The organism is Halomonas citrativorans (genome assembly GCF_900163645.1).
In the GTDB taxonomy this organism is placed as follows: domain Bacteria; phylum Pseudomonadota; class Gammaproteobacteria; order Pseudomonadales; family Halomonadaceae; genus Vreelandella; species Vreelandella citrativorans.
In genome coordinates this window covers 1-14,027 of record NZ_FUKM01000007.1, presented here as the reverse complement: position 1 = coordinate 14,027, position 14,027 = coordinate 1, and the positions used below count along the sequence as shown (strand labels likewise).

Sequence of the window (14,027 nt, the reverse complement as noted above, 5' to 3'; positions counted from 1 at the left end):
GCCAACTCGGCGGTGGGCAGATGAATCCAGCGCCCATGATTGTGGCATGAGCGCTGCCAACAGACCAGATGTAGCGTCCGACGAGATTAATCCGCTGACGCGTTTCTAAAATGCCACCCACTAGGGTGGCATCTATCACGTAAGCGAGTATTGAGGCGTTAGACGCTTAAAACTCTTCCCACTGGTCGTGCTGAGGCTGGGCGGCGAGTTTATTAGGCGCGGCATTACTGGCGGCGGACAGCTGCCTGGTTGTTTTCTGCTGAGCCTTATGCGTAAACGAAAGCTTATCGCGGGCGGCCTTGGCACTCTCTTCTTGAAAGCCTTTTAACCGGAACGCATCGACCACGTTGGCCAGCTCAAAGGCCTCTAGCGCCAGATTGTCGGCTGACGCCGCGATTGACTGCACTTTTGATGCATTTTGCTGTGTCACATGATCCATTTCAGCGACGGCTGAATTAATTTGTCCGATACCGCTGCTCTGCTCATTAGAGGCCGTACTAATGGATTCCATTAACACGCTGACACGGCTTACCTGCTGCATCACATTTTCAATGGCGCGCTCTGCCTGCTCTACAGCACTCCGCCCGCCGCTGACCTCTTGAGTAGTACTGTCGATCATCTTGCGGATCTCCTGGGAGGCCGTCGCGCTCCGCCCCGCTAGATTACGCACTTCGCTGGCGACAACGGCAAAGCCGCGGCCATGATCGCCCGCGCGGGCAGCCTCGACAGAGGCATTGAGCGCCAGTATGTTGGTCTGAAAGGCAATGCCATCAATCACGCTGATCATTTCGGTCATTTTTTCTGCGCTTTGAGCAATGCGCTGCATACGCTCAACCAGGGCTTCCATCTGTTTGCCGGTATCGCGTGTGCTGTCGGCATTTTGCATGGCAAGCTCGGTTGCCTGGCGCGCGTTTTCAGTATTCTGCTGCACGGTGGAGGTCATCTCTTCCATACTGGCAGCGGTTTGCTGAAGCGATGATGCTTGCTGCTCGGTACGTGATGAAAGCTCTTCGTTTTCAGCAGCAATTTGCCTAACGGCCGGAGTCACGATAGACACTCGACTATCCAGATCAGTGACGATACTGGCCAAACTAAAGCGCATGGTATCCAGCGAGTAGAGCAGTTCCCCGAGCTCGTCGTGGCTGGTTTGCTTGTTGCTGGCCGCCAGGTTCCCTGCCGCAATCTGAAAGGTCAGGTGGCGCGCACCCGCTAAGCCGTTGAGTACATTGCGTAGAATAAACGTACTCAGGCCAATAAGAACCAGCATGCCAATCGCGATCAGCGCCAGCTGAGCTATCAGCATCTGCTGGCGGCTGCGTTGTGCATCGGACACTAACACTTGGGCTTGCACACGCTCATCGTCGACCAGTTCACTGTTTATCTCGCGTAGCGCTGCGGTTTGGGGCTGAAGGGTGTCGGTCAGGGCTTCAAAGGCGACAAACCCATTGCCGGTTTGAACAGCCTCTAGCGCCACGTTAACGCTATCCAGCCACTCAGCGAAGAGCGCATCGAAGGCCATCACTTGCGCCGTGCTCTCTTCAACGGACCTGAACTGCTGCCACGTCGCGCTCATGGCTTCGATGTGCTGCTCAATGTTTATGCCAAGCGCCTCTATATCAGCCCGACGTGGATTACGTACGGCGGGTTCAAGCGTTTCAAGCACCTGCCCCAAGTGGCGCTCGATTTGCTGCAGGTTGGCAATGGACTCAAGACCTGATTGATTAAGCGTATCCAGCCGCTCACCTGACACCACCACACCATAAATACCCAGGCCTCCCGCAAGGCAAAGCAGCGTCAGCGCCGCGATCACCATGGCGATCAGCTTGGCTTTCAAACTGACCAAACTGAACCGTGACCACAGGCCAATCACGCCTTTGCGGCGTAATGCACCCTGCACCAGCGTATAGCGCTTGGCACAGCCTTTCTCGCGCATTTCAGCATAAACGGGCGCTGCTAATGCTACGGTTTCAGGTGCAACCTTGCGCCGAACGGAGGTATACCCTACGACCTTGTCACCATCACGGAGCGGCGCCACCGTGGCATTGACCCAATAGTAATCGCCATTTTTACGACGATTTTTGACTACCCCCTGCCATGTTGCCCCTGACTGTATGGTTTTCCAGAAGTCAGCGTATGCCGCTTCAGGCATATCGGGATGTCGTAATAAATTATGCGGTGCTCCCAAAAGCTCATCCCGCGTATAACCACTGACCTCGACAAACGTAGAGTTGGCAAAGGTTACCCGCCCTTTTAAATCAGAGCGTGAAATCAGCACCGCCTCTTCATCCAACACATATTCGCGCTGAGTAACAGGTTGATTATTTCGCATTAGGGACCCTCGGAAAGATTACTTCTTTTTATTTACACCATTATCTTTACTTAATCTCTACTTAGCCTGCCATTAAATCCAAAAATAGCTATAAAAAAACGCCGCACTTCTGTGCGGCGTTTAATAAGCTCTTATTTATACATAAGAAAATATGTTTTAACTCATCTATCCTCGCTCAGCCCTTCCCTGGCGTATGTTTCAATTCTTAAAGACAACGTTAGCCACGTCTTTATAGCGGTTAGCGAAGTGTACCGTCATACCTTTCTTAAGATAATCAGGGAGCTCTTCGTAATCGCGGCGATTGGCCTCGGGCAGTATCACCTCAAAAATGTCGCTACGCCGGGCTGCAATCACTTTTTCACGAATGCCGCCAACAGGAAGCACCTGACCTGTCAGGGTTAGCTCTCCCGTCATTGCCAGTGGCCGAGTAATCGGTTGATGCTTGGCAAGCGAGAGTAATGCCGTGGTCATGGTGACACCCGCTGAAGGGCCATCCTTGGGCGTTGCGCCCTCGGGCACGTGCAGGTGAACAAAGGCTGAATCAAAGAAGTCAGCATCTGCACCATACTCCTGCAGGTGGCCCAGGGTGTAGCTGTAGGCAATGTTGGCAGACTCTTTCATGACATCGCCAAGCTTGCCGGTTAGCTTGAACCCACGGTCCAGCGCGTGAACTTTACCCGCTTCAATAGGCAAGGTTGCCCCACCCATGGATGTCCAGGCAAGCCCTGTTACCACGCCTTCGCCTTTGAGTACTTTTTCCTTACGGAAAAGAGGCGCTCCCAAAAACTCTTCCAGATTGTTGACCGAAATCTTGACGGTTTCGATCTCCTCCTCCAGAAGCTTAACCGCCGCTTTACGTACAATACGGTGAAGCTGCTTTTCGAGTTGCCGAACCCCGGCCTCACGGGCGTAGCCTTCAATAACCTGCTTTAACGCTGCCTCGGTTAAGTTAATACACTTTTTAGGCATGTTATTGCGCTTAAGAAGCTTCGGCCACAGGTGGTGCTTGGCAATCGCCTGCTTCTCTTCCGCGATATAACCTGAAAGGCGAATTTGCTCCATGCGGTCCAGCAACGGGCCGGGGATCGAGTCCAACGTGTTAGCCGTGCAGATAAACAGCACCTTGGAAAGGTCCATCCGGACATCCAGGTAGTGATCCAGGAAGTCGACATTCTGCTCAGGGTCTAACACTTCAAGCAGTGCTGAGGCAGGGTCCCCTTGGAACGACTGCCCCAGCTTGTCGATTTCATCCAGCATAATCACCGGATTCTCGACTTCGACTTCTTTAAACGCCTGCACCAGCTTACCGGGCATGGCGCCCACGTAGGTACGTCGATGGCCTTTAATCTCGGCTTCATCGCGCATTCCGCCGACAGAGAAACGATAAAACTCGCGGCCCAGCGCCTCTGCGATAGAACGGCCAATAGACGTCTTGCCGACCCCTGGCGGGCCCACGAGCAAAACGATGGAACCGCCTACATCGCCTTTAAATGTGCCTTCCGCGAGAAACTCGACAATGCGTTCTTTAACGTCCTGCAAACCATCGTGGTCGCGGTTTAACACCTCACGGGCATGGCTTAGATCAAGCTTATCCTGGCTGGTGACTCCCCAAGGCAATGACGTTAGCCAATCCAGGTAGTTGCGGGTCGTACCGTACTCGGGTGACCCGGTTTCCAACACGCTTAGCTTATTAAGCTCATCATCGATACGGTTCTGGACGCGCTCAGGAACAACCAGCGACTCCAAACGGCCTTTAAAGGTATCAACGTCGTTTTCGCGGTCATCCTTGGAAATACCCAGCTCACGCTGAATGACCTTTAACTGCTCGCGCAGGAAGAATTCACGCTGTCGGTCCTGCATTTGCGCATTAACCTGCTCGCTGATCTCGCTTTGCAGTTGCGCGACTTCAATTTCCTTACGCAGCAGTGGCAGCACCTTGTGCATCCGCTCTTCCACCGGCAACGTATCCAGCACATCCTGAAGCTCAGGACCTTTGGCTGACGTAATTGCGGCGGCAAAATCGGTAAGGGGGCCTGGCTGATGAGGGCTAAAACGGTTCAGATAGTGCTTTAACTCTTCGCCATACAGCGGATTAATCGGCAGCAGCTCTTTGATGCCGTTAATAATCGCCATGGCATACGCACGCGTCTCCTCGTTTTCCGCATCAACGGGCTCTTTGGGATAGGTAACTTCAACGAGATACGGCGGCTCTTTAGACAGCCAGCGTTTGATTTGAAAACGCTGCACGCCTTGGGCAATAAACTGAATCTGCTGATCTTCGCCCTTTAGTTTATGCACTCTAACGGCGGTGCCTATCTCGGGAAAATCGTCATGACCTAACGACTCCACACCGCCCTCACCCACAAAGGCAACGCCCAATGTTTTATGGGGCGTATTACCTACACGACGCATGGTCTCTTCCCAGCGTTCACGGTTAATGACCAGTGGCTGAACCTGGGCGGGGAAAAAAGGGCGGTTATGAATGGGCAGTAAATAAATACGTTCAGGCAGCATATCACTGGCAGGAACAAGCGAATTTGTCCGCTCGCCATCGGAGCGATGATGCTCTTCACCTGTATGTTCAGTCTCAGCAGATGACGGGACATCTTCTCCCAGCCAGCCGAGATTATCATCATCGCGGTCGTAATCCTGGTCGCTCATATACCCTCCGGTAAACAGTGACTAGCGGATATACCGCTTAGCATTGCTTATGGAATGCGGGCAACCGGCTTAAACTTCAACCCTTGGAGCCGCCTATTGCGACCAGAGGTCCGGCATGGGACGACCATTCACACGCCAATTCCCGCGTATAACGTCAAACTGCAGCTCACGGGTTCCTAACGGCAAGCCCAGCCATAAGGCGGCCACCGTCGGTGCATCATGCCAAATAAAATCGCCATCAAGGCGCTCAAGCCAACGGTCACGTTCTTCCTGCTTATCAAGCAAGGTGACATTGAGCTGATCCAGCTTTCGAGCATCGAAAAAGAGAGCGCCATCGGCGTCAACACGAATTCCCAACAGCGGGCTATCCACGTCCACGGTGAGAACATCCAATCGCGGAGAGTCACTCAATATTTTCAGTAGATCAGGTTCAAGCCGGGATAGCAGCCCTTCGGCCATCGGCAAGCTGGCATCTCCCCAAGCAGCTTCCTGGCGCAGCCGACGGATAGCCTGACGTATCGCATCAGCGTTAAGGCGTGATAGTTCCATGACAATATGCCCATTAAGCAGCGCCGTATCGGGTGCCTCCGTAGGCACCATAACGTCGCCCATAATGAGTTCTCCGGTGAGGCGCAACTCACTTTCATCCAGCACCATGTAGCTGTGTATATCCAGCGGTGCCAGTTTTACGTCATACGCTGGGTAGTGAAGTGACAAGGCCTCAATATGCAGATGGTCGCGTTGAGCGAAGTGGTGGGCATCTTCGATATAGGTGTAACGGCTTTCAAGCAGCAGCGGTCCCAGGGTTAACTGTGCCGCACCATCGGTTAGCGCCAACTGGTCCATGCGAACGCGTAATCGCCAATCGCCAAACACGCCCTCCAACCGCAGCCGCCCCCCACGGACCTCAAGCTCCCGCCCGCTTTGCTGAATGATAAACGGCGCCAGCGCCAGCTGTAGCTCACTATGCCCAGTAAGCGTGTGGTAACGGCCTTTCCAACGTGGTGCGGAGGCGGCGGTTACCTCCCCTACCGCACGCTGTAACGCCGTATCCAACCGGGGCAAAAAAGTACCTTCGACGTCCGTGCTTAAAATACCGTGACGTGCACGGTAAGTAAGCTCCAACTGCCAGGGGCGTCCCAGCAGGGGGGAAAGCAGAAGGCGCCCCTGAGAACTTAACCATCCCCGACTGCTCTCAACACGAGACACGCGCCACTCGCCTCGTGCCTCCAGGTCTTCCAGCGCTTGGCGGAGGCTACGCTCAAACAGTACGCTGGATAGCAGCTGCCCCGCCATCCAAACAATGGCTAGTGCTGCCACAATAGGGACAATTAAGCGTTCCTTGCGCATGCCATCTCCTTGAGCAACCGCACGAATAGGAAGTGAGTGCTGCCCAGTGTCACCTGCGGTTGCGTTTTAGTGCAACCAATACCATAAGTGCATGGTGCTCCAGGCATAGATCCCGGCCATGACATCATCAATCATGATACCAAAGCCACCAGCCACACGTCGGTCAGCCCAGCGGATAGGCCAAGGCTTAAACACATCAAAAATGCGAAATACAATAAAGCCCCACAGCGCCGCCTCCCAGGAGAAGGGAACGGCAGCCATGGTGATCCAGTAGCCGACAAACTCATCCCAAACAATGCCGGAATGATCATGTACCCCTAAATCGTGCGATGTTTTATCACAGAGCCAAACGCCAACCACAAAGGCCACGAACACGATGCCCAAATACCAACCCAAGGGCAGCTCCGCCATAATCCAGTAGAAAGGAATAGCGGCCAGCGTGCCAAAGGTGCCTGGCGCCCAGGGCACCGTTCCACTGCCTAAACCAAACGCAAAAAAATGCGTTGGGCGACGCCACACACTTGGTGGTGCACGGTTCATGGCGCCCCCTCATGAAAATGCTGCCAGCCAGTATCCAGGTTAGGTGAAATCCCTTTTACACCCAACGTGTCGCTGCATTGGCCAATAACGGTTAAGGGTAGCCCCAGCTTGCCAAGCGCACGCTGCGCGCTGGCAACGTTCTCAGCAGGCAGAGTAACCAACAGTTCATAATCATCCCCCCCCGAGAGCGCAGCGTTGCAGGCAGCGTCACGGCCAAGGGTACTTTCCAGCGCCTCAGCCAGCGGCAGCGATGCCATATCAAGCGCCGCCCCAACGCCTGATGCCTTGCGTAGATGACCAAGGTCCGCCAGCAGCCCGTCAGAAATATCAATAGCGGCGTTGGCTAGCCCTCGAAGCGCAACGCCTGCGGCCAAACGTGGCTCAGGCAGGAGATAACGACGTAGCAGGGGATGCTGAAGATCACGCTCGCCACGTTGCCAAAGGGCTAGCCCACCCGCCCCGCCGCCCAAGGCGCCGGTCACGGCGATCATATCGCCAGGCGTCGCCCCAGAGCGGGTCAAGGCATGCCCCGTAGGCGCCTCTCCCATCACGGTAACGCCAATCGTAAGCGCACCTGAGGTAACATCGCCACCGGCCAAGGTGGTGGCATGACGCTGACAAAGCGTATGAAACCCCTTGGCGAACGCTTCAAGCCAGGCATGAATCGCTTGATCATTGGCAAAGGTACGCTGATCAAGCGTGAGCGCCATAAAACACCAGCGAGGGTCTGCCCCCATGGCCGCCAAATCGCTTAATGCGACGGCGAGCGAACGATGCCCTACCGCAAAGGCGGGCGCATCATGCGGGAAGTGAACATCAACGACAGAGGTATCAACGCTCACCGCTAGCTGATGACCCGCTTTAGGCACTAACAGTGCGGCGTCGTCGCCACCACCCAGTGCGACACCATCTGCCGGGAGTGGCGCTTGCGACGGCATCAGATAACGGCGAATCAAATCAAATTCAGCAAGCACAAAGGCCCCTTAACCACAGTACCAGACGGCGCGCCGTTACAGGCGGCGGGCGCTGACCTCGGCACTTCGCAAGCGGTTAGCCAGCTTGTCGAGAATACCATTTACGTATTTATGGCCGTCGGTTGCGCCAAAGGATTTGGCCAGTTCAACGCCTTCGTTAATCACCACGCGATACGGCACTTCCATACGGCGAGAAAGCTCATAGGCGCCCAAGCGTAGAATAGCCAGTTCGACGGCGTCCAGGTCTTCCAGACGGCGATCCAGCAACGGTGATATTTCGCGATCCAGCTCGGTCTTATAGCGTGCCGTATTGTGCAAAAGCTCATGAAAGAGTGCCTTGTCAGCAATCTCCATTACCTTAACCCAATTTTCATGATCTTCCAGATCGTCATCGGCGACCTGGCTGCGGAACTCGGCTTCAACGGCGGTGATTGATTTACCCGTCATCTGCCACTGGTAAAGACCCTGGACGGTAAGCTCACGGGCAGCATGGCGGCTCTGCTGGGCAGCAGAGGCCTTACGCTCACGGCGCTCGCTCATTGTGACTCTCCTAGCGGTAACGCACGCAGCAATGAGACCATCTCCATCGCGGCCATTGCAGCTTCCGTTCCTTTATTACCCGCTTTGGTACCCGCACGCTCAATTGCCTGCTCGATGGACTCAACGGTTAAAACGCCATTGGCAACCGGTGTATCAAACTCCAGCTGCAAATGGTTGATAGCCGTATTACAGCCGCCCGCCACGTACTCAAAGTGCGGCGTACCGCCACGAATAACCGCGCCCAGCGCAATCACTGCATCAGGTTTCATGACCTTCAGAACACGCTTCACAGCGAGCGGCAATTCCCAGGCGCCCGGCACATGAACAAGGTGAATGTTTTCGGCGTCTACGCCATGACGCGTCAAACTATCAATCGCGCCTTCTACAAGGCTATCAACCACATGGTGATTGAACCGGCCAACCACAATAACGTAGCGACCATCGACGTCGACAAACGTGCCTTCTACTTGAGAGAGGGATTGCATCAATTTATTCCTGCTGAGAAATTGGCTCACACGTGATGTCATCAGGCCCCACAAGCTCGACCACTTCAAGGTCGAAGCCCGAGAGCGCTGAAAATTTCCACGGTGAGCTTAGTAGCCGCATCTTACCTACCCCTAGATGGCGTAGAATTTGCGAGCCAGTACCAATCGTTAAATAGTTGCCTGTGCCATCAGATTCACTGGTGCGCGGGGTGCGCACACGATCTAAAAACACATCCAACTGGTCTTTCAAATCCTGATGTGGGCGGCCGTCATCAATAAGCACCAGCACACCGGCGGAAGAACTCGCGACCTCTTCCAGGGCACGATGGGCATTCCAGCGCCCCTGATCATCTTTCGCCAAACCAAGCACGTCACGCAGCGTATCGGCTAAATGAACGCGTACGGTAGTGGTCTGCTCAGGCGTCGGCTGCCCTTTCACCAGCGCCAAATGATGTGCGCCTTGAATACGATCACGAAAAACATGCAACGCCAGCTCGCCCTGGGACGTCATTACCGTTGATGTTTCAACATGGTCAACGGTTTGCTCATGAATAATACGGTAATGAATCAAGTCGGCAATGGTACCGATTTTGATACCATGCTGCTGGGCAAACGCCTCAAGCTCCGGGCGGCGCGCCATACTGCCATCATCGTTCATCACTTCACAAATCACGCCGCTAGGATCACAGCCCGCCAGCGCCGCCAGATCACAGGCCGCCTCGGTATGACCTGCACGACGCAACACTCCGCCGGGTTCAGCCATTAACGGAAAAATGTGCCCCGGCTGAACAAGGTCGGTCGGTTTGGCATAAGGCGCACAGGCCGCTTGAACCGTTCGCGCACGGTCTGCCGCAGAAATACCTGTGGTCACGCCTTGGGTTGCTTCAATAGAGAGCGTGAACTTGGTACCAAACCCTGAGCCATTGTCGCGTACCATCAATGGCAGGTTAAGCTGCTCGCACCGGTCACGCGTCATCGGCATACAAATCAGGCCACGGGCAAACCGCGCCATAAAGTTGATATGCTCGGCCTGAACTTTTTCGGCCGCCATGATGATATCGCCTTCATTTTCGCGACCCTCATCATCCATAAGGATCACCATCTTGCCTTGGCGGATATCGTCTATCAGTTCAGCAATAGAGGCCAAGCCCCCCGAGGAAGAGTGCGCCATGGAAGCTCCTAAATATGAGTTCGCAGAGTATGCGATGCTGCGCAACACTTGGGCTGCGCACTACGTAACCATCGTGACACCACGTTGATGACAATAAGCGGGCAACCATCAATGACCGATAGCGACCCTCTGAATTGTGACACGATTAATTGCGACACGATTAATTGCGACACGATTAATTGCGACAGAGTACCTTGCTATCGCCGCCTGCGCTAGTCGGGCTCTGGAGAGGCAATAATACGCCAATCTCGCCCTATCGCTCGTATATCATGAATGGTTAAACGCCGCTGATCCGCCATTTGTAAGAGCCCAGGTAGCGCAAAGAGCGGCTTTGCCTCACCACCCAATAAAGTAGGCGCCACAAAAAGCTGCAGCTCATCCACCAACCTGGCATCCAGCAGCGCCCCAGCTAACGTGGCGCCAGTCTCCACCAGCAGCTCGTTGACCTGTTCGTTTTCAGCCAGCCAACCAAGCAATTCGCCCAGCGGAAGACGCCCATCGCTCCCCGCCTCAAACACATGCACCTCTGCGCCAGCCACCGTTAACTTGGCGCGTTTTTCTGACGAGTGTGCGGGCGTGGTCATTATCAAGGTACGGCCAGGCTCACTTAAACAGGCCGCCGCTAAAGGCAGGCGCAAACGCGTATCCACAATAACGCGCAGCGGCTGACGTAACGCCACGATATCAGCATGCTCTACTTGCAGTTGATCAGCCCGCAACGTCAACCGTGAATCATCCATAATAATCGAGTCAACGCCACTCAAAATAGCGCTCGAACGCGCACGTAGGCGCTGAACATGGCTGCGCGCTTCAGGACCCGTTATCCACTGCGATTCACCCGACCCCATCGCCGTACGCCCATCCAGGCTCATGGCCATTTTTAGACGCACAAAGGGCCGTTTATGCTGCATACGAGCGATAAAACCAGGATTTAACGCCCGTGCATCTTGCTCTAACAAGCCGATTTGCACGTCGATACCGGCCGCCTTTAGTAGCTCAACTCCTTGCCCACTGACTTGCGGATTAGGGTCGACCATGGCGACCACAACACGTGCCACCTGGGCATTTTTAAGCGCCAACGCACATGGTCCTGTCCGCCCTGTATGGGAACAGGGCTCCAGCGTGACGTAAGCCGTTGCCCCTTTGGCTTGTTCACCCGCAGCGTTAAGCGCATGAACTTCCGCATGCGGCTCGCCCGCCCGCACATGAAAACCCTCCCCCACAATATGCCCGGGCTGGCCAGACGGCTGCTGTACAATGACGCAGCCTACGCGCGGGTTAGGGTCAGTGGTATAAAGCCCTTGCCTGGCTAATTGCAAGGCACGAGCCATATAGCGGTGGTCAGCGTCACTAAACGCGGCAACGGTGCTCATTACGTATCTTCCTTGTCACGCTCCGATGGCAAAGAGGGCGCTTGGGAGAGACGATCAATTTCAGCGCGAAACTCGTCTATGTCCTGGAACTTACGATAGACCGAGGCAAACCGGATATACGCCACCTGATCCAGGTTGCTTAATGCCTGCATCACAGATTCACCAATATCACGCGCATTGATTTCACGATCGCCTCGGGCGCGCAGGGTTTGGCGAATACGCTCAACCGCCGCTTCAATGGCTTCAGCGCTGACCGGGCGCTTCTCTAAGGCGCGCAACATTCCGTCACGTAGCTTTACTTCATTAAAGCTTTCGCGCGAGCCATCCGATTTTACTACCCTTGGCATCAAAAGCTCTGCCGTTTCATAGGTAGTAAAGCGCTCCTGGCAACTGGCGCACTGTCGGCGCCGACGCACCTGATCACCATCCGCTACCAAGCGCGAATCGCTCACTCGAGTATCATTAGCACCACAAAAAGGGCAATGCATAGCGGTCAACCTGTTGTCAGTCCGTGCTGTAAGCCGCACGAGTAAGCATGTTACAACCTGTTATCACTCACTGTTTTTCAAGACTTTTTCAAGACTGTTCTCAAACGCGTTTTCATTCATCAATCGCCCAAACATTATGCCTGCAGCGTTTAAGCGCAGACCATGATGCAATAACAGCAGTGTCTAGCCCGCCATTGTAACGATTTGACACACACGCTGCATTGGTTCAATACCTGCGTTTGCCTTTTCTTCTATCAACACGTTCACGGGGGGTTAAGGTATGCCACCAGAACAAGCTCTGATAAGTTAGTCACCTTATTCTGGTTCTTACGCAAGGATGTTGTAATGCCGCTTACGTTTGGCACATCAAACTACTCTATTAAATACTCTATTAAAAAACGCCCTGCTTTTACATTGTTTGCGTTTAAACTTCCTGCCTTCCAAGGCTCTGCGCTCACGCTGCCTGCCGCGCTCAGCGGCTTGATACTGTTAGCAGGCTTCAATATCAGCCAAGCTAACGAGTTACCTGCACCGGTGCAGGCATTGGCCGACCAGGGCTGGGAAATTCATGGTCAGTTTGAAGCGCCAGGAGGGCTAAGCGGTTTCGGTGCGAGCGCCCAGGGCCAGGAAATAGCCATTTATTTAACACCAGATGGTGAGCACGCGATTGTCGGCACGCTAACGGATCGCCAGGGCGAGAACCTGACGGAAGCCCAGCTGGACCAGCATGTCCGCGCAGCATTGGAAGCCGAAACATGGCAACTACTCGAAGATAGTCACTGGATACAGGATGGCAGCACCGAAGCCCCCAGGGTGATATATACCTTCACTGATGCCAACTGCCCCTACTGTCAGGCATTTTGGAAGAAAACCCGCCCGTGGGTAGAGGCAGGAGAGGTACAGTTACGCCATATCATGGTGGGTGTTTTAGCGCCTGACAGCCCTGCCAAAGCCGCAACGCTGCTGGCGGCTGATGACCCAAGTGCAGCCCTCAAGCGTCATGAAGAGGGGGAAGCAATAACAGCCAGCGCACAACCCCGTGATATTGAAGAGCAGGTGTACACGAATAACCAGCTGTTTGACGCATTAGGGCTTTACGCAACACCCACCAGCGCTTTTCAGCGTGAAGTAGCCAACGGCGTTGTGCGCATTGATCGCATTCAAGGAATGCCGGAGGAAGCACAGTTGATCGAACTGATGGGCAGCCCGGCGCCAGAAACACAATAACACATTAATTTTTCTTAACAAAAATAGCTAACGTGCTGTTTTAAAAATGCCTGCACCGCAGGCATTTCGTTTTTGTCCCCTTCTTGAAAAATTAAACGGCCTTTCTCTTAAATACATCGCCAATTCGGCCGATATACAAGCTTCAATCATTATTTGAAAGGCTATGATAAGAACACCATGACACGATTAACCACGAATCAAAAACTCTGGAGCATCCTGGGAATTATTTGCCTTGCCATGCTAACGCTGGTTGGCTGGCTAACCTGGGAGACTCGTCAAACCATTGAGCAGGAACGTCGTAACACTATTCAAAACGTCGTTGAAAGTCTTCACTCTCAGCTAGGGGCACTTCAAGACAAGGTAGCCAGCGGCGAACTCACTCTCGCCGAAGCGCAGCAACGCGGAATTGACAGTCTAGCAAACGCCAGCTTCGCTGAAGGGGAGTATCTGTTTGCCTTTGACGACCAACTAAAGATCGTATCACATCCAAATCGACCGCTTGGCGAGGACATGAGTGGTTACCAAGACACACAAGGCATGCATTTGTACGCCGCGTTTCTTGATGCTGCACGCTCAGGGGGTGGGCACGTTGATTACTTTTCGCGCCGAATCTCCGGTGACGAACAGTTCCCTAAAATCAGTTATTTTGCCTATATTCCCGAATGGAACTGGGCCTTTGGCGCAGGTGTGTATGTAGATGATATTAGAACTGCTTTTGTTAGCAGTATCATTCGCTCGCTGATTGCGCTGTTAATTATTGGCATTCCTGTTGCGGTGCTGATGAGCTGGGTCATTCGTGATGTTTCTCGCCGCTTGGGCGGCGACCCGCGCTACGCGGCAACGGTGGTGCGTTATATTGCGGATGGCGACCTTACCCGTAGTACCCAGC

Annotated in this window: 12 protein-coding genes; 2 read left to right on the top strand and 10 right to left on the bottom strand. The window is 54.1% G+C overall.

Annotated features, from left to right (window positions below; translation table 11 throughout):
• Positions 1 to 166: 166 nt before the first annotated feature.
• From CZ787_RS02140 to nrdR, 10 genes are all read right to left on the bottom strand, one after another.
• Positions 167 to 2,329, bottom strand: a complete 2,163-nt coding sequence (locus tag CZ787_RS02140; protein WP_087105692.1) for a methyl-accepting chemotaxis protein — start codon at positions 2,327 to 2,329, stop codon at positions 167 to 169.
• 198 nt (positions 2,330 to 2,527) lie between these two features.
• A complete protein-coding gene (lon, locus tag CZ787_RS02135) occupies positions 2,528 to 4,990 on the bottom strand; it encodes an endopeptidase La (RefSeq protein ID WP_087105690.1) in 2,463 nt (820 codons plus the stop codon).
• Between the two features lie 93 nt (positions 4,991 to 5,083).
• Positions 5,084 to 6,340: a DUF945 family protein gene (locus CZ787_RS02130; RefSeq protein WP_087105688.1), complete on the bottom strand. Its 1,257-nt coding sequence runs from the start codon at positions 6,338 to 6,340 to the stop codon at positions 5,084 to 5,086.
• A gap of 66 nt (positions 6,341 to 6,406) precedes the next feature.
• Positions 6,407 to 6,880, bottom strand: coding sequence for a phosphatidylglycerophosphatase A (locus tag CZ787_RS02125; RefSeq protein ID WP_087105686.1), 474 nt, complete (start codon positions 6,878 to 6,880; stop codon positions 6,407 to 6,409).
• The gene (thiL, locus tag CZ787_RS02120) at positions 6,877 to 7,854 is read right to left on the bottom strand and encodes a thiamine-phosphate kinase (protein ID WP_087105684.1); all 978 of its coding nucleotides are present in this window, start codon (positions 7,852 to 7,854) and stop codon (positions 6,877 to 6,879) included. Before thiL ends, CZ787_RS02125 begins: the two co-directional genes overlap by 4 nt.
• A gap of 36 nt (positions 7,855 to 7,890) precedes the next feature.
• Entirely contained in the window at positions 7,891 to 8,394 is a 504-nt protein-coding gene (nusB, locus tag CZ787_RS02115) for a transcription antitermination factor NusB (protein WP_087105682.1), read from the bottom strand.
• Entirely contained in the window at positions 8,391 to 8,879 is a 489-nt protein-coding gene (gene ribE / locus CZ787_RS02110) for a 6,7-dimethyl-8-ribityllumazine synthase (protein WP_087105680.1), read from the bottom strand. The genes nusB and ribE overlap by 4 nt, the downstream gene beginning before the upstream one ends.
• 4 nt (positions 8,880 to 8,883) lie before the next feature.
• Complete coding sequence (gene ribBA / locus CZ787_RS02105; RefSeq protein ID WP_087105679.1) at positions 8,884 to 10,050, bottom strand: bifunctional 3,4-dihydroxy-2-butanone-4-phosphate synthase/GTP cyclohydrolase II; 1,167 nt, start codon at positions 10,048 to 10,050, stop codon at positions 8,884 to 8,886.
• A gap of 212 nt (positions 10,051 to 10,262) precedes the next feature.
• Positions 10,263 to 11,423 carry a bifunctional diaminohydroxyphosphoribosylaminopyrimidine deaminase/5-amino-6-(5-phosphoribosylamino)uracil reductase RibD gene (ribD, locus tag CZ787_RS02100; protein ID WP_087105678.1) on the bottom strand — a complete coding sequence of 387 codons (1,161 nt, stop codon included), beginning with the start codon at positions 11,421 to 11,423 and terminating at the stop codon, positions 10,263 to 10,265.
• Entirely contained in the window at positions 11,423 to 11,911 is a 489-nt protein-coding gene (gene nrdR / locus CZ787_RS02095; protein ID WP_087105677.1) for a transcriptional regulator NrdR, read from the bottom strand. The genes ribD and nrdR overlap by 1 nt, the downstream gene beginning before the upstream one ends.
• Before the next feature lie 345 nt (positions 11,912 to 12,256).
• On the opposite strand from nrdR, the gene dsbG reads away from it, so the two are divergent.
• Both dsbG and CZ787_RS02085 read left to right on the top strand, forming a co-directional pair.
• Positions 12,257 to 13,138: a thiol:disulfide interchange protein DsbG gene (gene dsbG / locus CZ787_RS02090; protein WP_087105676.1), complete on the top strand. Its 882-nt coding sequence runs from the start codon at positions 12,257 to 12,259 to the stop codon at positions 13,136 to 13,138.
• Positions 13,139 to 13,315: 177 nt separating this feature from the next.
• A partial coding sequence (locus tag CZ787_RS02085; RefSeq protein WP_254908537.1) for a cache domain-containing protein occupies positions 13,316 to 14,027 on the top strand: 712 nt, incomplete at its 3' end.